Genomic DNA, 25919 nt, shown 5'->3' on the forward strand with positions numbered 1-25919 from the left:
ATGTTCTCCTTATTTCTTGACTAGTATATTAATATATGCTTGAAGCTGATCAGGTCGAATAGGCTTCGTCTCAAAAAGATTAGCCCCAACCTTATAGGCATTTATTTTATCTTCATCTTTAGCTTGTGTAGTAATCATAATAATTGGTACTGTCTTATATTCATCTTGTTTTCTCAAATCTTTTATAAAAGAATACCCATCCATTATTGGCATGTTAACATCAACAAGGTATAAATCGATTGTAGCACCAAGACTTTTTTCCAAGGCTTCCATCCCATTTTCTGCTTCTACAACTTCAAGTCCCATACCTTTAAGGATTGAGCCATGATAACTTCGTACTGTTTTTGAATCATCTACTACCATAATTGTTGCCATCTTATTCTCCTAAAAAAATTCTATCTCGTCACTAGCTTCATTACCTGAAGTTTGACCTGAGAATCTATTCTTTTTATCTTTAGCTTCTGCTAAAGTTATGTTTAGTTTTTCTTGCAGTTTTGTCATACTATCTTGTGCCAAATTTTCATCACTTTGAAAAGCATCTGAAAATATTTTAATACTACTTCTCATACTTTCAATAGCTTCTATTGTCGCACTTAACTGTTGTGTAATAATATCCTGATATTGCAATGCAGTTGAAATATCATCATCAACCTCTAGTTGATGCTTTTCAATATAAGTACTCATCTTAAGTAAAGAATCATTTGAAAGAGTTGTTACATCTTTTTGTACATTCTCAATGTGTTCAAGTAAACTATCAACTGAATCTAAAATTAACATCTCTAATCCTAAGCCGGTAGTCTTAACACTCTAGTAATTGCTTGCTTTAACTGAGCAGGATTAAATGGTTTAACAATCCATCCGGTTAGCCCAAGTGCTTTACCTTGTTGCTTAAGTTCAGGTTTTGTTTCAGTAGTTAACATCAAAGTTGGTGTTCTACTTGTAGATGGATTATCACGAAGTCCTTGAAGGAATTCTAAACCATTCATGACTGGCATATTGAGGTCTGTAATAATTAAATCTGGCACCATTCCTGCTTTAATCTCAGCAAGGGCTACTTGTGCCTCTGTATATTGTTTTACTTCTATTGGCATTGAACTGGTAACCATTCTTGTTGAAGCTAAAGCTGTCTCACTATCATCTACGAATATTACTAATGGCATTGTTTTTTTCCTTATTTAAATTTATTATTTTTGATATATTAAAGTATTGTCAATTTTTTTTGCGTTAAAGACCGAAACGATTCGACTCATGTACTCAGCATGTCCCAAGAGAACATAACCACCAGGATTAAGCATATCATAAAATGTCATAGCTACCTCTTTTCTTGATGCATCATCAAAATATATAAGCATATTTCTTGAGAAAATTACATCAAATTTTCCTAGCTTTCTCATCTGCGTTTTATCAAAAACATTGGCTACATGGAAATCTACAGTTCCTTGTAAGTCTTCAGACAAATGATAACCAAATGTTTTTTTCTTAAACCATCTTCCCAAAATATCTTTAGGAATTGCATGTATGGATCTATCTGTATACTTCCCAATTCTCGCTTTCTCAATTACAGTAGAATCTATGTCTATCCCTACAATTTCGAGGTCTCTTTCTTCTACAAGTTTACCCTCTTCTACAATATGTAAAATAATCGAATATGGTTCTTCACCAGTAGAACACGGTGAAGATAAAATTCTTAGAGGTCTATCTTTGGGCATTATTTCATGAAGCTCTGGTAAAATTTTATTTACTAAAACTTCAAATTGATCTTTTTCTCTAAAAAAATATGTTTCATTTACTGTTATAGCATTCATCAGTGCTTGAAACTCATCTCCTTCTTTATCATCAAAACGAAGTTTAAAAAAATACTTTCTAAAATTAACCAGGTCTAATTCATCTGCACGCGTATCTATATACTTTGCAAGCTTATCAAAATGCTTACTTTCTTCTAAATAAATACCACTCTTTCTGTATATAAATTCACCAATTTTTGCAAAATTTTCAATTGATAGTAAGTATGCCATTTCTCTTTTAGCCTTTAATCAATGTAATTGCACTATCAACAGCAAATTCTGCATAAAAATTACCTGGGAATCTTTCTTTGAGTGACACTAACAAAGGGATATCTTCAACTTCACCAATTTCACCCATATAATCAACAGCAGTCATTGCTACATTAATATCTTCTTCTGTTTCTAAAAGTTCTACTAACATATCACGTGATTCAGAAAAATCAACATCACCTAAAACATTAATTGCAAAAATTCTAAGATCCCTATCCTCTCCAATCAAAAACTTCACGATGTAATACTTAATTGCATCACCGAAATCTCTAAGTATAGATATACCAAGACTTCTAGCATATGCATTTTCTAATTTAAGTAAATCCATAATCTTCTCAATCGGAGCATCGTCTGTATCCATACTTGAAAGTACAGATGCTATCTTTGTAGAAACTCTTTTATCTGCAGATTCATCATTTATATATGAAACTAAAAAATCTCCACCTTTATCAAATTTAGAAATCTCTTCTACAGCATAATCTTTTTTATCAGACTCATCAGAGTTTTCAAAAAAATCTATTGCCCCTTCGAGTGAAGAGAAGCTCGGTAACTCTTCAATTACTGGTGCTGAATGTTTTTTAATTAATGCCATTTTGCTTTCCTCCTACTTTAAAGTCGCTATTTTTTTTAAAATCTGCATGAAGTCTAATTGTTCCATCACTCCACCTCTATCATATGCTTCTTTTGGCATTCCATACACAGTAGCACTCTCTTCACTTTCTCCAAGTGTATATCCCCCACCATTTTTAATTCTAACCATTGCATCAGCTCCATCATTACCAATTCCAGTTAAAATCACCCCAATAATGTTTTCTTCACCAAATACATCTACTGCACTATGCATCATATCGTTAACCGATGGTTGAAAAAAATTATTACCTTTATTTTTATCTTCACGAATAACAATTTTACCAGATACTTTTTTAAGAAAGTTCATATGAACTCCACCACGTGCTAAATAAACATTTCCAGGTTGAAGTTCCATATTTTGAGCACTTTCATACACATTAATCTTACTTGCACGGTCAAGTCTCCGGGTAAAAGATGAAGTAAATTGTTCTGGCATATGTTGTACTACACATACTGGATATTTGTAATTTGTTGGTATAGCTCTACAGATTTGCTCTATCAAGCCTGGTCCGCCTGTGGAACTACCAATGAGCACTACTTTAGTAATATCTAAACTACTCGTTTCACTGAGTATTTTAGGAGTTTGGTCTCTTTTTTGCTCTCTAACTAGTGGTCTACTTGCTTTTCGTCTAAGTCTTCTTAGCGGTATACCAGAAAGAGATTGCACTTTAGCTAGAATATCTTCACGATTTTCACGTTTACCAACATTCATAGTGCCAGGCTTAGCGATATAATCTACTGCACCAAGATCAAGTGCATCCATTGTAATACTTGCATCTTCAGTTGAAAGTGAACTAATTATAAGTATTGCCGTCGGTTTCATTTGCATTATCTGCTTTAGAGCTTCTATGCCATCCATTATCGGCATATTAATATCCATTGTAATAACATCATATTGTTTTTTAAGGGCTTTATCAACTGCTTCTTGACCATTCTTTGCTATATCTATTTCAAAACCTAGCGTTTGAATCATCTCTGTTAATTGTTTTCTAACCAGTGCTGAGTCATCTACTATAAGAACTTTTTTTGCCACTACACTACCCCTTCTGAAAACACTTCAACAATAAGTACTTTTTTTTTCATTAGATAATCTCTTTTGAAACTATTTTGTCTATATCCATCGATAAAACTAATCTCTTCCCATTATCTAGGTGAAGAACTTTAGAAAAGAATGCATCATCTTGTTCTTTTATTTGATTTTGGGTAATATTTAAAATATCACTCACACTATCTACAATAAATCCAATCTTAATACCACTAATTTCACAAATAATTATTTTAGAATCTTCATTCACTATTCTTGGAATATTTAATTTTTCAAATAAAGAAATAATTGCAACAATTTGACCTCTTATATTTATGATTCCATCAATAAGACTATCTGCTAGAGCAACTCTAGTAGAGGGAACTATATCTATAATTTCGGATACACTTGCAATATCAAATGAGTACTCTTTTGAAGAAAGCTTAAAGACTATAACTTCCATGATAGTACTATGCGAATTATCTTCTTCTAGGTTCACTTTTTCTTCATCTATAAATGTTTTGTTTTCTTCAAAAAGATTTTCTAAGACATCTGAATCGAAAAATGAAATAATATTATCATTCTCATGAATTACACCAGAGATTTTGTTGTCTTTAAAACTATCTCTCATATATTCTATATCTTTATTTATAAAAGACTTTATATCTATAATTCCATCTACTAGTAGACCTATTTTTTTGCCATCATAAGAAGCAATTAAAATCCGGTTTTTGTCACTCTCTTTTGTAGAAAAACCGTAATGCTTTCTCAAATCTATTACAATTAGAAGTTCATCTCTTAATGTGATTAAACCTAACACTTCAGCACTTGTTCCAGCAATAGAAGTAAACTCTACATCAGCTAAAATAATCTCTCTAAGATACTCTATATTTAAAGCATACCTTTCATTTTCCATTGAGAAAATCAAAAATCTACTTGTGTCTTCTTCTTTTTTAGTTTCAAGTTTGACTTTACCATTTCTAACTTCTTTTGCCTCTATCTCAACCTTAGAGATTTTAGAAAATAAAACTTCTAAGGAAAGAATCTGAATCAAATCACTTTCATGCTTATAAATTGCAATTATCGGATTATCGATTTCATCGGTAGATTCTAGCTTTTTCTCATCTATTTCAACTGTGATAAATACTTCACTTACTAAAAGTGTTGAAGATGCAAGCGCACCATTTAATACAATGAGTCTTGTCTTTTCATCCTCATAATCCACTTCCGTGAGTGAGAGTAAAAGATTCATATCAACCATGCTAGTGATGTTACCGCTAACAGCACATAACCCTCTCACACCATATGGTCTTAAAGGAAGTGGCATCAACATAGGTACTCTTGCTATCTGGCTTATACAATTCGTTGATATACCGTAGCTTTGAGAGCCATTCTTGATAACTAAGATCTCTTGAATATCCATTATGATTAACCTTGTTGTAATTCATCCGCCATAACAGCTAACTCTTCTACACCTTCACCAATATGTGATACAGTCTCAATAATTAATTCACTTGCCTTACGAGATTCCATTGCATTTCTTGCGGATAATTCGACAGCTTTTTGAACTTCATTTACACCAATCATAACTTGGTTCATTCCCTCAAGATTTTGATCATTTACAGCTTTAAGCCCTGTATATCTATCTAGTAAGTCTACTAACATGTCTGTAATTCTAGTGATATCATTAATTAAACTATCTATAGACTTTTGTTCATGTGACTGAGAACTAAGAAGGTTGTTCCAATCACCTCTTACTGTATCTATTTCGGAGTTCATTGATTCAACAATATCATTAATTTTATCTGTATTTTGTTCTGAATCTTTTGCAAGATTTCTAATATCTGCAGAAACAACTGCGAAACCTTTACCAAAATCACCCGCACGAGCAGCTTCAATAGAACCAGATATTGCAAGCATGTTTAACTGAACAATAGAATTAGAAATATTTCCAACTGTTTTATCAACACTTTTTGTCTCTTTTACAATGATGTTAAGCTCACGTGCTGCATCATTACCTTTAGAAATAGATTCATTAAATGACTCACGAATCTCTGTAACACTTGATTTAAGTAGATTAAAAGAAACTTTCAAAAGGTCAAAGTTTCTACGTGCAATTTCTATAAGTTTATCAATATCTTTAGCAGCTATAATCCCTTCTTCTATCAATGCTTTATTTTTAAGTGCAGATTTGTTTGTATTTTGTGATGAAGACTCTATGTTGTTCAAAGCACTTGTAACATCTTCAAGTGCATTTTGAATATCTTCCATTGAACCACCAATAGTATCCGCAGATAGAGCGATATCTTCTGCTGACTTCATAGCATCTGTTGAGAACTTTAAATCTTCAGCAAGCGCTGAGAGTTCTTTAATATCATCTTCTGTTTGAGAAAGAGCATCTGATTGAATATCTATGCCATTGAGTGTTTTTTCAACTGAAAGAGCTATCTCCTGAGAATCAGATGCAATTGTGCTCGAACCATCATTGATTTTTCTAACAAAATCACCCAAGTTACTTGTGTAAGTACTAACACTTCTAGCCGCTTCAACAGAATATACAGCTATTTTGGTAAGTTCTTCCATCTTAAGACTAAGTGAGTTTCCCTTAGTACCGTTTGCTGTAATAATAGTATTTGTATCTCCGATACTTTTAATAATATTGTCAATACTTCCTTGAATTTTGTTCACAAGTTCAGAAATGAATTCAGCATTCTTTTCACTGTCACCAGCTAAAGCACGAGTCTCATCGGCAACAACTGCGAAACCTTTACCATGCTCTTTTGCACGCGATGCTTCGATCGCAGCATTAAGTGCGAGTAAATTTGTTTGATCTGCAATTTTCGCAATAAAACCAACTGCATTACCAATACTTTGAGAAGATATTTTTAGCTCTTCACTTTTCTTTGATGACTCTTGTGCAACAATGACTGCTGAATCCATTCTAGAAACAGATTCGCCAATCTTAGCAACTGAGTCCATAATATTATCACCAGTAGCTATAGTAGAAGAAATCACAGTGTCTATGGTAGTATTCATTCTTCCAATATTAGTATTGATATTTTTCACATTACCAAGAGCTTGCTCACTCGCTCCTGAGTTTTCCTCTGCCGCTGTAGCTATTTGTTCCATTGAAGATTTTAGCTGCTCAATTGCAGAGACACTTTCTTGTGCATTTTCTAAAATCGTCATAGAAACACCTGCGATACTTTCAGAGATTTGCTGCTGTTTAGCTAAAGTTCTTTGTCTTCTTTTAGAATCTCCACTCGCAGATGATACAGCCGGTGTAGATGGGCTTGCATATCCTTTTTTCATTAATGCCATTGTTAAATCCTTTTCTAGTCTAGCGTAGCGTATAACGCTTCAGCTGACTTAATATCTTCGCGAGATGGTTTTACTCTAATAGATACATACTTAGTGTTTCCATTTTTATCAATAGAACGCAATACTGTTGCATACACCCAGTAAAAACCTCCACCTTTACGAGCATTTTTAACATAACCTGTCCAAAAACCCTTAGACTGAACATCATCCCAAAGGGATTTAAATGCAGCTCTTGGCATCTCTGGATGACGAACAACGTTATGTGGTTGTCCTATTAATTCCTCTTCATGCACATTTGCTATTTTTAGAAAAGAATCGCTTGCATATTCAACTATACCTTTTTCATCTGTTTCAGATAAAAGGTATAAGTCATTATAAAGCACTTCGCCATCTTCTAAAAATGTTAGACCTTCTGTACTAATTTCATTATTATTTTTCGACACTGTAAACCTCCGTACAAATCAATTTAGGATTATTGTACAACGAAGATGTGTCATAATGGTGTCAATTATAGAAAAATTATGAAATTTGTATTAAAAGTGTAGTTTTGTTACTTTTATGTGATTTTTTTGATTTTATTTAAGGTATTTTATATTAGAATAAGTTATGCTATGGTTATTTAAGAAGACTAAGTCAAGTTTAGGATAAACTTGACTTTAGTGAGTGGTACTAAATGTTATCTCTAATACCTAAATCAGATACTAGTTTATTATAAGCATCTTTTTCTGTTCTTTTGAAGTATTTCATCAAACGACGACGTTGACCAACTAATTTTAGTAGTCCAAGTCTTGAAGCGTGATCTTTTTTGAATACTTTTAAATGTTCTGTAAGTTCCGCAATTCTTTCTGTTAATAATGCAATTTGAACTTCACTTGAACCAGTGTCATTTTCATTACGTCCGTATTTTGTAACTATTTCTTGTTTCTTAGCCGAATCTAAAGCCATAATAGCCTCCTGAGTGGTATAATAATCTAACAATCACAAATATGAAAGTTGAAGCGGTATTTTAGCGAAAATTACTTAAAAGAACAAATCAAGATGTCCCAAGACTAATAGAAAAATGAAATTACACTTCAATTAATTCATCCATAATTAAAACTTCAAGTTCTTTAGCTATAATCCATATAATAAAAAGATTATAAGAAAGAGCAATTATGTTAATAACCCGAGCAAGTGAATACGCCATCCTCTCTTTAATTGTACTCTCAAAAGCATCCGAACCAATGGATACTGAAACACTCTCCCGTGAACTTTCAATCTCAAAAAGTTTTTTAGCAAAAATTCTTCAAGCACTAGCAAAAAAAGAAATTTTAAAATCGTACAAGGGTGTAAATGGTGGATTTGCCCTGATTCAAAATGCTGAAGATATAAATATGCTTGATATTATGAGTGCTGTTGAGGGAAAAGCTCCAGCAGTTTTTGAGTGCGCACCATCACGTGACGATTGTCCATCTGACAGAGCAAACATCTGTAGTATCTGGCCATTTTTAAATAAACTCCAAGGTAAAATAGACCTTTTTTTAAATGAACTTACTCTCGCTGATATTTTAGAATAGGCAACTCTTTTTGGCAAGAAAACCAACTCTTAAACAACAAGTCGGAATTACACTCAACTTTCTTTTAGGTCAAAAAGACCTAAGTGTCGTTATGTTTGTAATGGCAATTTTAGCAATTATTATTGTTCCATTGCCTTCAGGAATGTTGGATATACTTCTAACTACTTCTATGGCTATGGCTGTTTTGATTTTACTTATATCTCTCTATGTTCCAAAACCAACAGACTTAACTACTTTCCCAACCTTAATTTTGATTCTAACTCTTTTTCGACTTTCACTAAATATTGCAACAACAAGAATGATATTAAGTCATGGACATGGTGGAACTGAAAATGTAAGTACCATCATTACAAGTTTTGGAGACTTTGTTGTTGGTGGTAACTTTGTTATTGGTATCATTGTTTTTTCTATTTTAGTACTTATAAACTTTATGGTAATTACCAAAGGTTCTACGAGAGTTGCAGAGGTTGCTGCGAGGTTTACACTCGATTCTATGCCCGGTAAACAAATGGCAGTTGACGCAGACCTTAATGCTGGTCTTATTGATGATGCCGAGGCCAAACAACGTCGTGCTGAGATTTTACAAGATGCAAATTTTTATGGAGCAATGGATGGTTCTTCAAAGTTTGTAAAAGGTGATGCAGTTGCAGGTATTATAATTACGCTTATTAACATTATCGGAGGCTTTCTTATCGGTGTATTTCAACACGATATGACAGTAGCAAGTAGTGCTGAAACTTTTACACTTTTAACAATTGGAGATGGTCTTGTTGGTCAAATTCCTGCTCTTATTATCTCAACTGCGACAGGTATTATGATTACTCGTTCATCTGGTGATTCTAAAGATAACTTTGCAGATGGTGCTATTAACCAGATGATGGGAAATGCAAAAATCATGATGATAGTTGGATTCATTATGATTTTATTTGCAATGGTTCCAGGTCTTCCAACAGCTTCAATGGGTTTTGTTGGAATATTGTTTGCAATCCTAGGCTGGTCTGTATGGAAATATGAAAAAGGTGAACTTACTATCTTAGATGTTGCAGATGAATTTACAGCTAATAAATCACCGGAAAAAGAAGCAGCAGATGGTGCAACATCTACACAACCAAAGAAAACAAACGAAGAAATACGTCAAGAAGAAGAGGCAGCTCTAGAAGATATACTCAAAGTAGAGATGCTAGAATTAACCCTTGGATACCAACTCATTCGACTCGCTGACAATACCCAAGGTGGAGATTTACTCGAACGTATCCGATCTATGCGAAGAAAAATTGCTAGTGATTTTGGATTTTTAATGCCTCAGGTAAGAATTCGGGATAACCTTCACCTTCAACCACAACAGTACCAAATACTTTTAAAAGGTATCTCTATTGGTGAAGGAATGATTATTCCTGAAAAGTTTCTTGCAATGGATAGTGGAATGGCCACAGGTGAAGTACAAGGAGAGGCAACGAAAGAACCTGCATTTGGACTTGATGCTATCTGGATTCCAGCTAAAGATAAAGAGTTTGCAATTGAGAATGGTTATACAGTTGTTGATCCAGCGACTGTTATTTCAACACATATGTCTGAACTTGTTAAGCGTAATGCAGAAGAACTTCTTACACGCCAAGAGGTACAAACCCTCATCGAAAAAATTAAAGATGACTTCCCTGTTATTGTCACAGATGTACTTAATGTTGCCCCAGTTGGACTAGTGCAAAGAGTACTAAAGGCTCTTTTACATGAAAAAATTCCTCTTAAAGATATGCTCACAATTTTAGAAACTATTGCAGATGTTGCAGAGTATACAAAAAATGTAGATATCATTACAGAACAAGTAAGAACGAAGCTTGCGCGTATTATTACACAAATGTATGCGAGTGAGGATGGAGTCATTCGTCTTTTAACGTTTGACACTTCTTCTGAACAAATGATGATAGAAAAATCTGTAGAGCGTGATGGGGCAAGAAATCTTATGCTTAATGTCGGTGAAATAAATGCTCTCATTCAGGCAACAAGCACTAAAGCGGCTGAACTCTTACAAAAGGGAGTTTCTCCAATCGTAGTTATAGTCGATCCACAAATTCGTCGTGGTGTTGCTGAAATATTTGAACGATTCTCACTGGATGTTATAACACTCTCTCATGCTGAGATAGATTCTAGTGCTACATTTGAAGTTATGGGTTCTATAACAATTGAATAAAATTATAAATAAGGTTACAATAATATGAAAGAAACAATTCACCACTTATCACATATCGATTTAGACGGCTACAGCTGTCAGTTTGTTATGCAACATACTCCCTATACAATTACTAACTACAACGCTAATTATGGGGCTGAAGTTAAATCAAAACTAGATTTTCTTTTAGACAATATCAAAAAAGCTAAAAAAAGTGCTCTCATTTTAATTACAGATTTAAACCTTACGATGGATGAATCACGATGGCTAAATGGTGAAGTTGCAAAGATGAATACGAATAAAATGGATATTGAACTTGTACTTCTCGACCATCACGGAAGTGGTGAAGACAGTGCTAAGAAGTATGATTGGTACTTTCTTGATGTTGCGCGTTGTGCTACAAAAATTACCTATGACTATGTTAAAGAAAATTTTGACTTTGATGAGCCAGAGTGGATGGAGAAATATGTAAATATTGTTAATGCAGTTGATTTATGGAAACTAGACCAACCAGAAAATTTTGAATACGGAAAAGTATGTATGCGTCTTGTAACTGAGACACGAGAGCTTAACCGTGTAATGTTTGCTAAGGAAGATTCTAACTATAAACTTTCTCTCTTAAAAGAAGCTACAAAATATATATATGAAAAAGATGCTCCTATTGTTCTTGATGCAAAAATTCACACACTTAAAAAAGACTTTTTTAGAGTGGATGCAGACAATACACTTGATAACCTTTCAACTGCTTATGTAGTACAATTACTAGGTGCAAAAAGAGATACAAATACTATTTACTATAAAGGTTATAAAGGATATCTTTCTTATGGTGTTGGAAATACTTCTATCGTTGGAAATGGTTTTCTAGTTGCATTTCCGGAGTATGATTTTATCGTAGATGTTAGTTATAGAGGTGCTATGAGCTTACGTGCAAACTTTAAAGTAAGTGTAGCGCAAATTTCAAAAGAGTGGGCAAACGGTGGTGGACATCCAAATGCTGCTGGTGGAAGAATACACGGGTTTAAAGAACAGTACAGATATGACAAAGTAAAACAACAAATAGAAGAACTTATCTATGACAAAGAGTCACGAGCTACTGTTTTAGAGTATAAGCAAGAGGAATAAAGTAAATGCCAAAAGGTATTTACTTTACGATTGTACAGTTGAAACTGTAGCTGATTACCTTTAACTAAATACAATTAGCGAAATAACGTTCCACCCCATTTGCAAGTCCTTGCGCTAACTTTTTTTGATATTTAGAGCTGACCAATCTTTTTGCTTCTGTTGGATGCGTGATAAAACCGACTTCTACCAAAACTGAAGGCATCTGTGCTCCAACTAAAACCCAAAATGGACCTTCTCTGACTCCACCATCTTTAACATTTTTATAGCTCTTTTTCACTGAGCCTAGCATCCCTCTTTGTAAATCAATCGCGAGTTTGTTTGAAGCAATCATATTATGGGAACTAATTGTATTTAAGAAACTCTCTTTTCCATAAAAATTCATATCACTTAAGTCTGCTGAGTTTTCTTTTGCTGCAACTCTTTTTGCTCTATTTGTACGAGATTTAGATAAGAAATAGCACTCTATTCCATGTACCTTGTGTGCATTTTTTTTCGCCACTGCATTCGCATGGATAGAGATGAAAATATTCCCATCTTTTCTATTGGCGTATTTCGTTCTCTTACTAAGTTTTACAAATTTATCTCTATCTCGTGTCATATACACTTTATAACCACGAGATTTTAAAATCTTCCGTAACTCTTTTGCAATTTTCATTACAATTATCTTCTCTCTATATTTTTTATATCCAACTGCACCAGGATCTTTTCCACCATGTCCAGCATCTATCACAATTGTTTTATTTCTATCTCGACGTAAAGGTGTTTGCTTTTTTTGCGCTATCGCAGTAGATTTTGTATACTTGGAGTTACCATTTATACTTACTTCTAGTCTATTAGATTTTTTAGAAAATCTTACTTTGAGTTTTTTTGTATTTTCAATGACAAGACGTAAAGTATTTGGTTTGTATTGCGCTAGCTTAATACGCTTAACACCTTTTTTTCTTAGGCTTTTAGATTGAGAGTGCATTGAGGCATGGATATCAAATACATATCTAAATTGTTCTTTTTTTGGATCGTACAAAGTAAAATAGTTAATTTGATTAGAGGAAAGTTTTTTATCAAACTCTAAAACTAATGTAGAGTTTTTAAAAGCGATTGATTTTAGTTTATGTGATGAGCGTACTTTTATATCTTTAGACTTATTTCTTTTAGGAATATAAGGCTTATATTTAGATTTTTGTATTGTCTTAGTAGATTTTTTATTTGGGTTTAAACCTGCGAGTTCTGACTTATAGCTACTGATATCTATACGAAGTTTTGTACCACTATTTACGATTCCTTTTAAAGAACTCGCACGAAGTTTTATATCCTCAAGCATTATTGAGCGAAGGTAAAGATTTTTGTAGTCATTGTATGCACGAAAGTGATTACTCTTAGAAGATGACTTCATAAAACCATTTGCACGTTTTAGTATCTCATTATTATTAAGGGCACTAAGAGATACTACTAAAAGTAGAAAAAGTAAAAGTTGACGTAACATTAAATAGTTATTCGCCTTGAGTCAGTTTCGTTAAAAGTTCTTTGACAGAAATAATTTTATTAAGTCTATATCCATTTGTTCCAGAGAAAAAGAGTCCTGTTTCAAGATTACCAGCATATGCATCACTCAATCTATCTGCAATACAAAAACCAACTGCTTTAGCTTCTACACCACGATTACAAGGAGCTACACAATTTGAAATACATTTAACATCTGGACCCTCACGTTTTGCTATGAGATGTGTTAGATTTGTAACTACACCTTGTGCTGGATAACCAACAGGTGAAGCCATAAGTTTAATATCATCTTCTTTTGCATTTAAAAGAACTTTTTTAAAGTTATCATGTGCATCACACTCATGTGTACCAATAAATCTCGTACCCATTTGAACACCGCGAGCACCACGGCTCATCATATCTTCGATATCTGCTTTATCCCAAACACCGCCAGCTGCGATAACAGGGATATCTCCCCAGTTTTTAGCTTCTTCAACTACTGGATTTACAATTTCTTCTAGCTGATTTTCAGGTAATTTACATTGATCATAGCTAAAACCCTGATGCCCACCGGATTTCGGTCCCTCAACAATAACAGCATCAGGAATTCTGTCATATCTTTTTTTCCATCTTTTACAAATAATCTTTAATGCTTTTGCAGATGAAACAATTGGAACAAGTGCTACATCGGGATAACCTTCTGTAAATTCTGGCATATTTGTAGGAAGCCCTGCTCCTGTAATTATAATATTATAACCAGCTTCACATGCATCTGTAACTACACGACCATAATCATTAATAGCATACAAAATATTTGCTGCGAGTGGCTTATCTCCACAAATTTCTCTTGCACTGTCATGAATAGCTTTAAAACCATCCTTAGAATAAAAATTGCTAACATCTAATGGTCTATTTGCAACTAGTTTTTTAGAATACTTTTTATTGTCAAAATAACCAGTTCCTACAGAAGAAACAACACCAAGTCCACCCTCTGAAGAAACAGTTCCAGCTAACTGATCCCATGAAATACCAACACCCATTCCACCTTGAACGATAGGTTTTTCAATTGTGTATTTACCGATTTGTAAAGATTCGAAGCTCATCTATATAACCTTTAATTTTGCAAATTTTCTTTTTCCTACTTGAAGTACATAATTGCCACTTCCAAGTTGTAACTGCTCATCTGATACTTTTATTTGGTCTATTCTAACAGCACCTTGCTTAATATCTCTCCTTGATTGAGAAGTAGATGGTGAAATTTTACATTCCACTAAGGCTTTAGCTATCCAAATTTCCCCTTCAATAGTAAACTCGGGTATATCTGTTGGAATTTGGCTTTTCTTATGTAAATTATCGAATGCTTCTTTAGCTTTTTTCGCTAATTCTTGAGAGTGAAATCTCGTAGTAATTTCTAAAGCTAAATCTTCTTTTACTTTTTTAGGGTGAAGTGAGCCAGCACTTACACCATTTTTAAGTCTTTCTATTTCTTCTAAAGATTTTGTACTTAAAAGTTCAAAGTATCTCCACATTAACTCATCTGAAACACTTAAAATTTTTCCAAACATGTCATTAGGCTCATCGGTAACACCAATATAATTATCCAATGATTTACTCATCTTCTGGATACCATCAAGACCTTCTAGAATTGGCATCATAAGTACAGCTTGTTGTTTTTTAACTTCATAAGATTTTTGTAACTGTCTTCCCATCAAAAGATTAAACTTTTGATCAGTTCCACCTATTTCAACATCACTTTTTAGATGTACACTATCGTAACCTTGTAAAAGTGGGTACATAAATTCACTCACGGCAATTGGTGTTTGTGATGCATATCTTTTAGAAAAATCATCCCGTTCTAACATTCTTGCAACTGTAAGGTTTGAAGCAAGTTCTAACATACCTACAGCACCCAGGGGTTCTAACCATTCTTTGTTATAAACAATATCAGTTTTACTTTCATCTAAAATCTTAAAGGCTTGCGTAGTATATGAAGAAATATTTTTTTCAATATCCTCAGTTGATAAAACCTTTCGTGTTACATTTTTACCAGTTGGATCACCAATAGCAGCAGTAAAGTTCCCTATAAGAAACTGTACCCGTGCACCATATTTTTGAAATGTCGCAAGCTTTTGTAAAAGTACAGTGTGCCCAAGATGTAAATCTGGTGCAGTAGGGTCAAAACCACATTTAACTGTATAGTTTTTGCCCTCATCAAAATACGCCATTAAAAGTTTTTCAATTCTCGCATCATCAATAATTTCGGCAGTACCTCTGTTTATCTCTCTTATAGCTTCTTGTAACATTTATTATTTTCCTATTCTATTATTTTGTTACGATAACGGAAGTAATTCCCTCATCTACTTTAGTTTTTGGTTTCCTTCGGTAGGTAGCCCTCACAACAAGTTACTCTTCTACTTCTAATTACCTATACGCATCATCTGTTCTTATGAGATGAATGACTTTTAATTTACTTTCTAGCTTCATTCTTAGAGCATTTATATCTGCTTCTTTTGCATCAAAACTGAGTTCGCAATACTTTACATAATCTGCAGGATCTTTTCCTAATTCAATAGAACTAATATCTATATTTAACTTGACCAAATATGTTAAAAACTCAGCTAACGCACCTTTTTCATTATGAAGTGATGCAATAAGATTATAACGAAAACTAGTCTCTTTTTTCCACCTAGCAAATGCCATAGGCTTTTTTTCTTCTAACATTTTGTAAGCATGCGAACACATCTTATGATGAACATGTAGTTTTGATTTTTCAACAAAAGCCATAATCTCATCTCCAGCCTTTGGATGACAACAGTAATCAAAGACAACATCATTAATATTTCCAACACTATATATTTCTAAGCCTGAAATCACTTTTGACTTTAACTTAAATCTATGACGAGAGAGAAAACTAGAAAATCTATTATTCTTACTGATTTCAGCTACATACTTACCGATAACAGTTCTAAACTGCTCAATATCATTTGGAATATTAGAACTATTATCATAGTTTGTAGACCTAAACCATTCTTCTATTCTTGAATGCTTCAAACCCATAGCTGTAGAAACAATTAGCACACCAGATTTTGCATTTATTTCACGAATTCTTGCATTACAATTAAGACGCATATTTGATGTAGCTTTAGATGTTTTAACCGCATCTATCCAAGAACACCGTGTTAAGATTTCATCTGTTGTATTTACCTTAACTATATCTCCATTACTAAGTTCACTTAAAAGCGATGCTTTAGTCTTATTAACGAGACAAGATTCTGCCTTATTTCCAACTTCAGAATGAACAGCATAAGCAAAATCAAGTACAACTGCACCGCGTGGAAGTGTAAATGCATCACCTTTTGGTGAAAACACTGAAATATCTTCAGAATATAAGTCATTTTTTATAAGTGAGTAAAAATCTTCTACCGATTCATTTTGGTACTGCAAGTTGTGGAGCCAATCAAGTTTAATATCATTGTTTCCACCACTCTTATACTTCCAGTGCGCTGCAACACCTAATTCTGCCGTTTTATGCATATCAAATGTTCTAATTTGCACTTCAAAAATTGCGGTGTTGTAAAAAACTGTTGTATGGATTGTTTGGTATCCATTATCCTTAGCAACTGCTACATAATCTTTAAAACGCGAAGAAAGTGGCTGAAAATGCAGGTGAACTAAACCTAAGATATTGTAACATTTAACCGCATCTGTAGTTAAAATTCTCACAGCAAGCAAATCAAGCACTTCATCGATAGATACGCCTTTTCTTTGCATTTTCAGATAAATTGAATAACGGTGTTTTACACGAGAAAGTATTTCAAAGTCATCTTCATGAAAACCATTTTTTACAAGTAGTCTCTTTATGGATTCACTAAACTCATTTAACTTCATCTCCATCGCATGATAATTTGTATCAAGATAATTATCTATATGGTGCTTTTCTTCTTTAAAAAGATATGAGAAGCTTAAATCTTCAAGTATATTTTTTAAAAAAGAAATACCTAAACGATGTGCAATTGGAGCATAAACAACAAGCGTTTCTTCTGCAATTCTAATTTGTTTATGATTAGGAAGAGCCTCTAGTGTGAGCATGTTGTGTAATCTATCACAAAGCTTTACAACAAGAACCCTCACATCTTCAATACTTGCCAACAACATCTTCCTAAATGAAAGAGCTGAAACTATCAACTTTTCATTTGAAGCAGATGGCACAAGTTCGGAATCTCGAATTATATCAATCTTTGTGAGACCTTCAACTAAGTGCGCAACATCAGAACCAAATAATTTCAATATTTCATCAATATTAATATCTGTATCTTCAACTACATCATGTAAAAGTGCCGCAATAACCATTGCCTCATCATTAGTAATGGAAGCTACTATGCTCGCTACTAAAATCGGGTGAATTATATAAGGTTCACCACTTTTTCTAATTTGAGAAATATGTGCTTGTTTAGAATATTCTAAGGCTTTTGTGAGTATCTCACTAGAAGGTATTTGAGAAAAAAGGTAAGATTCTGCTGAGTCAACATCGTGAAGATGTTTTACTTTCTCAATATCTACTTGACTCAGACTCAATTTTTTACTTCTCTATATCCACAAAGCCCTTAATTGTTACAAGGCCTTCTGCAATTTCCATGAGAGCTAAATCTGCTGCTTTAATAGATTTTGGATCTATATTTAACTTACTTGTTGCACCATTTAAAAGTTGGTCACATCTTTTTGATAAAGCAATAGCTAACTGATAATTATCCATATTTGGATTATTTTGTAAAATTTTTGCTGTTAATTCTTCTGTTTTCATATGTGAAAGTTTCCTTTTTAATTTACTTAACTATTGAACAATTGTCCATATTTCCATTTAGAATGTCTAAAAGATTTCCTTTTTTTGACATATCACAAACAATAATTGGTAATTTATTGTCTTTTGCTAGGGCTATTGATGTGTCATCCATTACCTTAATATTATCATTAAGTGCTTGTTCATACGTAAGTTCTGGAAGTTTTACTGCATCAGCAAATTTAACTGGATCTTTGTCATAAACACCATCAACTTTGGTAGCTTTAATAATTACTTCTGCACCAATTTCAACTGCTCTTAGTGTTGCTGCTGTATCTGTAGTGAAAAATGGATTACCAGTACCCGCTGCAAAAATGACAACACGGCCTTTTTCTAAATGACGTACTGCTTTTCTGTTGATATAAGGCTCTGCAATTTGCTCCATTTTAATGGCTGTTTGCATACGCACTTGAAGTCCGGCATGCTCACATGCTTCTTGCATTGCTACACCGTTGATTACGGTTGCAAGCATTCCCATATAATCACCACTTGTTCTTTTAATTATTCCGTCTTGCGCAGCTGTTACACCACGGATAATATTTCCTCCACCTATAACGATACCGACTTCAATCCCAGCATCTATAAGTGACTTTATCTCCTGAGAGATATAGTTTAAAATTTGTGTGTCAATTCCATGACCTGCTTCACCTGCGAGAGCTTCACCTGAAAACTTAACTAATACACGTTTCTTAGTCATTGATACACCTTTTTATAAAATCCGTGAATTATACTTAACAATCTCTTTAGATATGCTTGAATTATGGCAGACACAATAAATTCACTTTTTTTTCATAGACTACACCAATATTTGTTATAATTAGAAACAGAGAAATACAAATTTTATTAGGATTTATTTATGAAAAGAATATTAATAGCTTTACTTACACTAAGTATCTCACTCTTTGGGTATACATCTGTAAAAAAAATACAATTTGAAAGTGGGATAAGTATATATGGTCAAATTGGTTATGTTGACGTAGAACTTAGACAAGATTTTGACAATAATACTTATGAAATAAAAGCTACTGCCACTAGTATAGGAGCTGTTAAGTACCTAACTAGTAATAGAAAAGATATTTTCATAAGTGAGGGAAAAATAAAAAATGGTGTCTATATCCCTTTTAAATTTACCAAACAAACAATAAAAGATAATTATGAAAAAGTCACAAGCTATATTTTTGATTACGAAGAAAAAACAGTTTTTAAAACAGTTTTTTTAGAAAAACTTGAAACTGTTAGTACTTTTGATGTATCAACTTTTGGTTATAAAGATGAAGAAAAACTTATTGGAGAGAAAAGTGAATCAAATCTTAAACTTTACCCTAATGATTACCTATCACTTTACTTAAATCTCAAAAGTGGAAAGCTGAAATTTGGAAAAGTATCGTATGTTGATAAAAAAAATACGGATACTCTTATCTATAAAAATACGGATCTTGTCGAAGTACAAAAGCATGGAGGGGACGATACATACAGTATCGTAATTCACCACGATGATCAGAGTTTATTTTTCCAAAAAATAGAATCTATTGGTGTTTCATTTTATGGAGACGCATATATAAAAAAAGTGTCTGAAAAAACAAATATTTTAAAAAACAACTAACTAGTACAACTCAATTAAAGGTGTAAGCTCAGAAAAAACCACTGCTCGTTTTTCCTCTTTTTGATGAAGTATTGCTTCACAAAGAAGTGCTATATTCTCATCAATATCTGGAACTAAATTTCTAATATTCTCAGGTTTTTCGCCCTTAAGCACGTTTGTAAATCTTTCATATGCAGAATATGCTTCTTGTTTAGATAATGCATAATAAAGTCTACGCCCAAGTTCAAATACTTCGAACTCTTCATTTCTTCCTGTTTTTGTTTTTTCGTTAATTTCGAAATCAATATCTATACTTTTATCTCTTAAGTATGCTCCTAACTTCATATGAAAACCAATATTTGCGAAAGTGTATTGCTTCATTACTCTATCTATAAAACTTTCAAGTTTTTCACTGCTACCTTTGTTTTTTTGATATTCTAACATTAATGTCTCTACATAAAAGTTAGCATGAGTAAGTGGCGCTGATTTAATGACAGTATGTCCTTCTTCACCCTCACTTACAAGTTTTCCACCAAGAGAAATATGAACACCACCTACAGTCTCTCCATCTACTTTTACTTTACATCCCTCAAAGCCAATATCTCCAAGTCCATGTATTCCACAGCCCTTCACACAAGCAGACCAATACATTCTAACTTTAGCATTTTCTAAGGGAACTTTTTCTTCTAAATACTTTGCCATATTAATCGCATCATTTTTATTTTCAATCACACCGAATGGACAATGTGCAGTTCCAGCACATGCAATGAGATGATTAAAGTACGGAGAAGAAAGACTTTTATACTCAAGGAAAAATGGCTCAGCTAACATTAGATCCACCTCATTTACACCTAAGATATAAAGACTTTGTTCCATATCAAAACGTACTTCACCATTTCCATACTTATCACTTAAGTCTGCAACTTGTATCATGGCAGAACCTTTAAAGACACCCGATGGTACTACAACATGCACTCCAAAAGTTCCATCACGAAGTTGAACTTTTCCATGGTCCGCATCATCTGAATCAACCGTAGTCATAATCATACCAGCAGTAGCAAAATCAATTCCTGCATTCTCCCTAATTGCTTGAGACATTACTTCTATTCCTACTGCCTCGATAAGGAAATGAAGTCTATTTTTATTTCTGTTATCCCGAAATCCAAAACGTTTAAAAAGATCAATTATTGAGCCAAAAGCTTTAACAACCTCTTCTTCATTTTTTAAAAATATATCTGCATTTTTAGCGACAACTCCAACCTTTCCACCAATGTACATGTTATAACCAAACACACCATCTTTTTGTGCAAGTGCAAAAGAAGCATCATGACAAAAGATATTACATCTGTTTGTCATCGAACCGGTAATAGCAGTGTTAAATTTTCTAGGAAGTGTAGATATCCACTCTGGCGAATAAAGAAATGTTTCTTGTAATTTTAGAAGTGTTTTTTGAGAAGGTAGAATATTATCAAAACCTAAGTCATCTAAAGGATCACCCATAATTCCTCGAATGTTGTCTACCCCTGTTTGGTATGCATCCATTCCAACATCTTGCATTTTTTTTACGATAGTCGGTAAATTCTCTATTTCTAAATAACGAAGTTCACACTGAGCACGTGTTGTTAGATCTATATAGTCTTCACCATACTCTTTAGAACACTCGCCAATAGCACGGGCTTGAGCAGAATTTAAATGTCCTCCAGGGACGCGAAATTTAATCATAAATTTTCCAGGAGTTGCTGGTCTATCGTAGATTCCAAAACATTTAAGAAAGTACTTCTTGTCTTCATCTGGAATCGACTCGTAACCATCTTTTGCATATTGTTCTAGTTTATCATAGGCTTCTTGTGGAGTTTTGAGTTCTTTTATTTGTTCAATTTTATTTAATTTTTTTGCTCTTGCATCATGTGCTTGTTGTAAAGCTTCCATAGTAAACTCCCTCGTTTAGTATGGATATGATAGCTATATTTCAATCATGATTTATCAAAAAAATGCCTATATTTTATACATATTTATGCTTAACACCATTCTTCTAACTTACCTTTCATATCTACATGAGTGAGATAAAGTCGTAAATCAAACTCCACTTGATGATAGTTGGGTTGCATATGTTCACACACTTTGTAAAATGCTTTGTTATGTTCTTTTTCTTTGAAGTGTGCGAGTTCATGTACTACTATCATTTCTAAAAATGCTTCGGGTACATTTTTAAACATGGAAGCAATTCTTATTTCATTTTTTGCTTTGAGTTTTGAGCCTTGCACTCTGGATATATAATGATGTGTCCCTAAAGCATTATGAATAACATTTATTTTTCCATCATAAATTACTTTTGAGAGTGGAGATGATTTTTTCATATACTCATTTTTTAAATCTATTGCATAAGAAAAAAGTGATTTGTCATTTTTCATTGTATGCGAAGACGGGTATTTTTTTAAAAGATGAGTAGAAAGTTTATCAGCTTGGATAAGCTGATGCACTTGATCTTGAGTTTGTTGTGGGTAATGACTAAGATATTTTAATTTTTTCATTAAGAGATGTATTTAATCCATTTTTGGCAATATTTCGTGTAAGTTTACCACATCTCCTATTACTATTAAAGCTGGTCGTGGTGCATTTTCACATAATGTATCCATATTTTTTAAAGTACCTATTTGCGTACTTTGATTTTTTCTCGAGGCATTAGATATTATAGCCACTGGTGTTTTCATATCCACACCTATAGACTTTGCACATTCTTGAATTTGTACTGCCCGTGACACTCCCATAAGTACGACTACTGTATGGTTTCCCATTTTTAACATTGGAACCCATTCTAAGTTTATACGGTTCCCTGCTAAATGTGCTGATACAATAGAGAGATTTGTAGCATAGCCACGTGCTGTTGGAGCAATTCCTGCTAAAAGTGGTCCTGCAATAGCAGAAGATATTCCAGGAATTACCTCAACTGACACACCCTCTTTTACTAATGAAATAGCCTCTTCGCTTCCTCTACCAAATATATATGGATCTCCACTTTTAAGTCTCGCTATACTTGAACCTGTTGCCGCTTCTTCTAGTAAAAGCTTGTTGATTTGTGCTTGCTTCACCGAATGAAAACCTTTTTGCTTTCCAACAAAAACTTTCTTTGTACTTTCGGGGATAATATCAAGAATCTCTTGAGCAATGAGATGATCTATAAAAACGACATCAACACTTTTTATAATTTTATATGCTTTAAGTGTAAGTAATTCCACATCCCCAGTTCCACACCCAACAAGATAAATCTTAGAACTACGTTTAATTAATTCCTTTTGTGTTTCTTCAACTTGAATTATGCCACTATCTCTTTGTATTTGCTTTTTCTCTAAGTAAGCAGTAATATCTTTAGGAATCAGTGCTTCACACTCATCTCTAAAATGCTTTGCAGCAGTAGGTGAAGCACCATTACTTGAAACGGCTATTTGGAGTGGTCGATTTTTTGTTAAAGCCATAAAGTAAAAATCACAGTACTCTGGAACATCTACAACATTTAAAAGAATGTCATGCGTCTTTTTATATTCTAAAAGTACATTAGTTACTTCCATATTTCCTGTCGCATCTATAATGATTTTATAATCTTCTATGTCACTCAGCTCAAAATCTTTTTGTTCTACTTTTGGACTTACTGTCTTGATTCTATAATCTAGTATACTTGCTACAACTTTAAAGTCTATCTTATTTTGAAGTAAAACATCTGCTTTTTGTAAAGCGACATTACCACCACCAATAAGAAGAATTTTCTGATTTTTAAGTAAAATCGGTAAGGTTTTATTTTCCATTTAGTATGCTCACTTTCTCTATAATTTTTATACCTTCGTAGGCAGTTTTAACATGTTCGATTTCACCACTTATTTCTGTTTCTTTAAAAACTAGTCCATCTGGAACTTCATAAGAATGAAGTTGAATAGCTGTTTGTTTATAGTTTGGTTCACCAGATTTTGGACAAAAGCTATCATTTGTAAGATTATTTACAAGTGCTGTATTGTAATGAAAAGGAACAAATATATTTCCTTCTCTCACACTCCCAGATACTCGAACCATTATATCTTCAACTCTTCCTCTTACGCTCGATATTGCCATTCTATCGCCACTTTTGACTTTTAAAGCTTCTGCATCTTTAGGATTTATATCTATCCACGACTCAGGTGCTAAATCATTGAGGATATCTATACTTCTTGTTTTTGTACGTGTATGCCACTGTTCTACTGTTCGACCAGTATTTAAAAGTGCTGGAAATGTAGTACTTTGAGGTTCCGCCATGGGAAACCACTCTACACATAAGAGGTTTGCTTTTTCATCTTTAGTTCTAAAAGCAATATCTGGTGAATATAATCTTTTCGTACCTAATGGTCTCTCTTTATTACAAGGCCATTGGATTCCACCATGTTCTTCTAAAAGCTCATACGTAATTCCAGAATAATCACACAACTGACCTTCACTCACTTTTTTCATCTCATGAAAAGCATCTATTGGCTTTTTCCACTCAGGAAATAAAAGCTCATTTACTCCACCAAAGTACTTTGAAAACTCTAGTACTATGTCAAAATCACTCTTTGCATCCCCAATCGGTTCTACTGCTTTGTTCGCACGATTACATCGTCTCTCGGAGTTTGTATACGTCCCCTCCTTTTCACCCCATGTTGCAGCCGAGAAAACTACATCTGCTATCTCTGCCGTATCTGACATAAATGCATCTTGAACTACAAGTAAATCAAGTTTATCTAAAGTAGCACGAAGCTTATTTTGGTTCACAAAACTTACAAGTGGATTTGTTGCGACTATCCAAAGTGCTTTTATTTCGCCTCTGTCTATTGCGTCTATTATTTCTGCGTATTTATATCCACGTTCTGTTGGTATAATATTTTGGGGAATATTTGCCTTCGATGCATAATCTGTTAAAGCTTCTTCATCACCATAGTTTCTATACCCAGGAAGTGAAGAAGTAAAACCGAATTCTCGTGTTCCCATTGCATTACATTGTCCTGTTATAGAAAAAGGTCCTGCACCTTCACGACCAATCTGCCCTGTTAAAAGGTGAAGATTTATGATAGCACTTACAGTGTCAGTCCCCATAAAAGATTGATTCACTCCCATAGTCCACGCTGAGAGAACAGAGTCTTGCGAAACAAACTGACGTGCGAGTTCATAAAGAGTTTTCACATCTATACCAGTTATGTTTGCGACTTCTTGTGGCGGATAATCTTTGAGATGTTTTTTAAGCTCTTTATAGCCATTTGTATTTGCTTGTATATACCCTTCATCTTCCCAGCCCTGCTCCATCACAATATATGCCAATCCATTATAAAGTGCTAAGTCAGTTCTTGGTTTTATAGGAATAAAGGTAGTAGCCATTTGCGCTGTTTTTGAAGCCCTTGGATCTATGACTATTATGTTTGGTTTATTCTTATTTTTAGCAAGGTGAAGTTTTAAAATAGGATGGTTATCTGCTATGTTTGCACCGATAAGAAAAATGGTATTTGCTTTTTCAAAATCCTCATAAGAACCTACTGGACCATCAGAACCTAAAGACTGTTTATATCCCATAACTGCTGAAGCCATACAAAGTGTCGTATTTCCATCGTAGTTATTTGTTTTTAATCCTAGTTGTACAAATTTTCCAAGTGTATAGAATTCTTCAGTAAGAAGTTGCCCTGTTGAAAGAACACCAACAGCTTTTTCACCGTGTTCTTTTGCTATACGTTTAAATTCAGACGAAACTTTAGTAAAAGAATCTTTCCAACTTGCAGGACGTAAAGTTCCGGCACGTCTTATAAGCGGTAAAGTAACTCTTTCTTTAGAGTTTATAAGTTGATGTTCACTCAGCCCTTTTGGACAAAGTGTTCCCATGTTTACATCATGTTTTGGATTACCTTTTGTATATACAGCTTTACCATCTTTCACACCAATGTAAAGTCCACACCCTACTCCACAGTATCCACACGTAGAAAAAACCCATTTATCAGGTTTTTTTTCGTCTGCTATAACACCAAATTGAGGGTCTGATGATAACTTATACTTTTCTTCTTTTATATCAAAACCAAGAAAATCTTTTATCAAACTAATCATATGTCACTCTCTTATTCTAGATAATCAATAATAACATAATCAATATTTTTTATTTAGGTTTTT

Annotated in this window: 24 protein-coding genes; 4 read left to right on the forward strand and 20 right to left on the reverse strand. The window is 33.5% G+C overall.

The window, feature by feature from the left end; all coding sequences use genetic code 11:
* Positions 1-9 precede the first annotated feature (9 nt).
* The 10 genes from ACI9TV_RS02505 to rpsO all read right to left on the reverse strand — a co-directional run bounded on the left by ACI9TV_RS02505 (position 10) and on the right by rpsO (position 7974).
* Complete coding sequence (locus ACI9TV_RS02505; RefSeq protein ID WP_415249179.1) at positions 10-375, reverse strand: response regulator; 366 nt, start codon at positions 373-375, stop codon at positions 10-12.
* Positions 376-384: 9 nt separating this feature from the next.
* On the reverse strand, positions 385-777 hold the full coding sequence (locus tag ACI9TV_RS02510) for a hypothetical protein (protein ID WP_415249180.1): 393 nt from the start codon (positions 775-777) through the stop codon (positions 385-387).
* Positions 778-785: 8 nt separating this feature from the next.
* Positions 786-1160 carry a response regulator gene (locus ACI9TV_RS02515; RefSeq protein WP_415249181.1) on the reverse strand — a complete coding sequence of 125 codons (375 nt, stop codon included), beginning with the start codon at positions 1158-1160 and terminating at the stop codon, positions 786-788.
* Between the two features lie 24 nt (positions 1161-1184).
* Positions 1185-2015 carry a CheR family methyltransferase gene (locus ACI9TV_RS02520; protein ID WP_415249182.1) on the reverse strand — a complete coding sequence of 277 codons (831 nt, stop codon included), beginning with the start codon at positions 2013-2015 and terminating at the stop codon, positions 1185-1187.
* Positions 2016-2022: 7 nt separating this feature from the next.
* Positions 2023-2646, reverse strand: coding sequence for a HEAT repeat domain-containing protein (locus ACI9TV_RS02525; protein WP_415249183.1), 624 nt, complete (start codon positions 2644-2646; stop codon positions 2023-2025).
* 12 nt (positions 2647-2658) lie between these two features.
* Positions 2659-3717, reverse strand: a complete 1059-nt coding sequence (cheB, locus tag ACI9TV_RS02530) for a chemotaxis-specific protein-glutamate methyltransferase CheB (RefSeq protein ID WP_415249184.1) — start codon at positions 3715-3717, stop codon at positions 2659-2661.
* Positions 3718-3766: 49 nt separating this feature from the next.
* Complete coding sequence (locus tag ACI9TV_RS02535; protein ID WP_415249185.1) at positions 3767-5131, reverse strand: chemotaxis protein CheW; 1365 nt, start codon at positions 5129-5131, stop codon at positions 3767-3769.
* A gap of 5 nt (positions 5132-5136) precedes the next feature.
* A complete protein-coding gene (locus ACI9TV_RS02540) occupies positions 5137-7029 on the reverse strand; it encodes a methyl-accepting chemotaxis protein (RefSeq protein WP_415249186.1) in 1893 nt (630 codons plus the stop codon).
* Positions 7030-7043: 14 nt separating this feature from the next.
* Complete coding sequence (locus ACI9TV_RS02545) at positions 7044-7472, reverse strand: PAS domain-containing protein (RefSeq protein ID WP_415249187.1); 429 nt, start codon at positions 7470-7472, stop codon at positions 7044-7046.
* 226 nt (positions 7473-7698) lie between these two features.
* Positions 7699-7974 carry a 30S ribosomal protein S15 gene (rpsO, locus tag ACI9TV_RS02550; protein ID WP_415249188.1) on the reverse strand — a complete coding sequence of 92 codons (276 nt, stop codon included), beginning with the start codon at positions 7972-7974 and terminating at the stop codon, positions 7699-7701.
* Between the two features lie 209 nt (positions 7975-8183).
* Between rpsO and ACI9TV_RS02555 the strand changes: the two genes are divergently transcribed.
* The 3 genes from ACI9TV_RS02555 to ACI9TV_RS02565 all read left to right on the forward strand — a co-directional run bounded on the left by ACI9TV_RS02555 (position 8184) and on the right by ACI9TV_RS02565 (position 11874).
* Entirely contained in the window at positions 8184-8585 is a 402-nt protein-coding gene (locus ACI9TV_RS02555; protein WP_415249189.1) for an RrF2 family transcriptional regulator, read from the forward strand.
* A gap of 91 nt (positions 8586-8676) precedes the next feature.
* Positions 8677-10773: a flagellar biosynthesis protein FlhA gene (gene flhA / locus ACI9TV_RS02560; protein WP_415249217.1), complete on the forward strand. Its 2097-nt coding sequence runs from the start codon at positions 8677-8679 to the stop codon at positions 10771-10773.
* Between the two features lie 24 nt (positions 10774-10797).
* On the forward strand, positions 10798-11874 hold the full coding sequence (locus tag ACI9TV_RS02565; protein ID WP_415249190.1) for a DHH family phosphoesterase: 1077 nt from the start codon (positions 10798-10800) through the stop codon (positions 11872-11874).
* 64 nt (positions 11875-11938) lie between these two features.
* Here ACI9TV_RS02565 and ACI9TV_RS02570 read toward each other — a convergent pair whose 3' ends face one another.
* From ACI9TV_RS02570 to pyrH, 6 genes are all read right to left on the reverse strand, one after another.
* Positions 11939-13354 carry an N-acetylmuramoyl-L-alanine amidase gene (locus ACI9TV_RS02570; RefSeq protein WP_415249191.1) on the reverse strand — a complete coding sequence of 472 codons (1416 nt, stop codon included), beginning with the start codon at positions 13352-13354 and terminating at the stop codon, positions 11939-11941.
* A gap of 7 nt (positions 13355-13361) precedes the next feature.
* Positions 13362-14453, reverse strand: a complete 1092-nt coding sequence (locus tag ACI9TV_RS02575) for a nitronate monooxygenase (RefSeq protein ID WP_415249192.1) — start codon at positions 14451-14453, stop codon at positions 13362-13364.
* Positions 14454-15653: a tyrosine--tRNA ligase gene (tyrS, locus tag ACI9TV_RS02580; protein ID WP_415249193.1), complete on the reverse strand. Its 1200-nt coding sequence runs from the start codon at positions 15651-15653 to the stop codon at positions 14454-14456. It lies immediately after the preceding gene.
* A gap of 118 nt (positions 15654-15771) precedes the next feature.
* Positions 15772-17925, reverse strand: coding sequence for a RelA/SpoT family protein (locus ACI9TV_RS02585; RefSeq protein ID WP_415249194.1), 2154 nt, complete (start codon positions 17923-17925; stop codon positions 15772-15774).
* A gap of 4 nt (positions 17926-17929) precedes the next feature.
* Entirely contained in the window at positions 17930-18151 is a 222-nt protein-coding gene (locus tag ACI9TV_RS02590) for a DNA-directed RNA polymerase subunit omega (RefSeq protein WP_415249195.1), read from the reverse strand.
* A gap of 22 nt (positions 18152-18173) precedes the next feature.
* Positions 18174-18884 (reverse strand): UMP kinase, encoded by a 711-nt coding sequence (gene pyrH / locus ACI9TV_RS02595; protein ID WP_415249196.1) that lies wholly within the window; start codon positions 18882-18884, stop codon positions 18174-18176.
* 159 nt (positions 18885-19043) lie between these two features.
* Between pyrH and ACI9TV_RS02600 the strand changes: the two genes are divergently transcribed.
* The gene (locus ACI9TV_RS02600; protein ID WP_415249197.1) at positions 19044-19790 is read left to right on the forward strand and encodes a hypothetical protein; all 747 of its coding nucleotides are present in this window, start codon (positions 19044-19046) and stop codon (positions 19788-19790) included.
* Here ACI9TV_RS02600 and ACI9TV_RS02605 read toward each other — a convergent pair whose 3' ends face one another.
* The 4 genes from ACI9TV_RS02605 to ACI9TV_RS02620 form a co-directional block, all read right to left on the reverse strand.
* Positions 19791-21698, reverse strand: coding sequence for a ferredoxin--nitrite reductase (locus ACI9TV_RS02605; RefSeq protein WP_415249198.1), 1908 nt, complete (start codon positions 21696-21698; stop codon positions 19791-19793). It lies immediately after the preceding gene.
* Between the two features lie 89 nt (positions 21699-21787).
* Positions 21788-22300 carry a YgjP-like metallopeptidase domain-containing protein gene (locus ACI9TV_RS02610; protein WP_415249199.1) on the reverse strand — a complete coding sequence of 171 codons (513 nt, stop codon included), beginning with the start codon at positions 22298-22300 and terminating at the stop codon, positions 21788-21790.
* Positions 22301-22312: 12 nt separating this feature from the next.
* Entirely contained in the window at positions 22313-23569 is a 1257-nt protein-coding gene (gene cobA / locus ACI9TV_RS02615) for a uroporphyrinogen-III C-methyltransferase (protein ID WP_415249200.1), read from the reverse strand.
* On the reverse strand, positions 23559-25856 hold the full coding sequence (locus tag ACI9TV_RS02620; RefSeq protein WP_415249201.1) for a molybdopterin oxidoreductase family protein: 2298 nt from the start codon (positions 25854-25856) through the stop codon (positions 23559-23561). Before ACI9TV_RS02620 ends, cobA begins: the two co-directional genes overlap by 11 nt.
* Between the last annotated feature and the right edge of the window lie 63 nt (positions 25857-25919).

The organism is Sulfurimonas sp., assembly GCF_047622445.1.
In the GTDB taxonomy this organism is placed as follows: Bacteria; Campylobacterota; Campylobacteria; order Campylobacterales; family Sulfurimonadaceae; genus Sulfurimonas.

Bases quoted from the DNA above. Each gene is read 5' to 3' on its own strand.
- ACI9TV_RS02505 (WP_415249179.1), bottom strand. From the start codon at position 375: ATGGCAACAATTATGGTAGTAGATGATTCAAAAACAGTACGAAGTTAT.
- ACI9TV_RS02510 (WP_415249180.1), bottom strand. From the start codon at position 777: ATGTTAATTTTAGATTCAGTTGATAGTTTACTTGAACACATTGAGAAT.
- ACI9TV_RS02515 (WP_415249181.1), bottom strand. From the start codon at position 1,160: ATGCCATTAGTAATATTCGTAGATGATAGTGAGACAGCTTTAGCTTCA.
- ACI9TV_RS02520 (WP_415249182.1), bottom strand. From the start codon at position 2,015: ATGGCATACTTACTATCAATTGAAAATTTTGCAAAAATTGGTGAATTT.
- ACI9TV_RS02525 (WP_415249183.1), bottom strand. From the start codon at position 2,646: ATGGCATTAATTAAAAAACATTCAGCACCAGTAATTGAAGAGTTACCG.
- ACI9TV_RS02535 (WP_415249185.1), bottom strand. From the start codon at position 5,131: ATGGATATTCAAGAGATCTTAGTTATCAAGAATGGCTCTCAAAGCTAC.
- ACI9TV_RS02540 (WP_415249186.1), bottom strand. From the start codon at position 7,029: ATGGCATTAATGAAAAAAGGATATGCAAGCCCATCTACACCGGCTGTA.
- rpsO (WP_415249188.1), bottom strand. From the start codon at position 7,974: ATGGCTTTAGATTCGGCTAAGAAACAAGAAATAGTTACAAAATACGGA.
- ACI9TV_RS02555 (WP_415249189.1), top strand. From the start codon at position 8,184: ATGTTAATAACCCGAGCAAGTGAATACGCCATCCTCTCTTTAATTGTA.
- flhA (WP_415249217.1), top strand. From the start codon at position 8,677: ATGTTTGTAATGGCAATTTTAGCAATTATTATTGTTCCATTGCCTTCA.
- ACI9TV_RS02565 (WP_415249190.1), top strand. From the start codon at position 10,798: ATGAAAGAAACAATTCACCACTTATCACATATCGATTTAGACGGCTAC.
- ACI9TV_RS02570 (WP_415249191.1), bottom strand. From the start codon at position 13,354: ATGTTACGTCAACTTTTACTTTTTCTACTTTTAGTAGTATCTCTTAGT.
- ACI9TV_RS02575 (WP_415249192.1), bottom strand. From the start codon at position 14,453: ATGAGCTTCGAATCTTTACAAATCGGTAAATACACAATTGAAAAACCT.
- tyrS (WP_415249193.1), bottom strand. From the start codon at position 15,653: ATGTTACAAGAAGCTATAAGAGAGATAAACAGAGGTACTGCCGAAATT.
- ACI9TV_RS02590 (WP_415249195.1), bottom strand. From the start codon at position 18,151: ATGAAAACAGAAGAATTAACAGCAAAAATTTTACAAAATAATCCAAAT.
- pyrH (WP_415249196.1), bottom strand. From the start codon at position 18,884: ATGACTAAGAAACGTGTATTAGTTAAGTTTTCAGGTGAAGCTCTCGCA.
- ACI9TV_RS02600 (WP_415249197.1), top strand. From the start codon at position 19,044: ATGAAAAGAATATTAATAGCTTTACTTACACTAAGTATCTCACTCTTT.
- ACI9TV_RS02605 (WP_415249198.1), bottom strand. From the start codon at position 21,698: ATGGAAGCTTTACAACAAGCACATGATGCAAGAGCAAAAAAATTAAAT.
- ACI9TV_RS02610 (WP_415249199.1), bottom strand. From the start codon at position 22,300: ATGAAAAAATTAAAATATCTTAGTCATTACCCACAACAAACTCAAGAT.
- cobA (WP_415249200.1), bottom strand. From the start codon at position 23,569: ATGGAAAATAAAACCTTACCGATTTTACTTAAAAATCAGAAAATTCTT.
- ACI9TV_RS02620 (WP_415249201.1), bottom strand. From the start codon at position 25,856: ATGATTAGTTTGATAAAAGATTTTCTTGGTTTTGATATAAAAGAAGAA.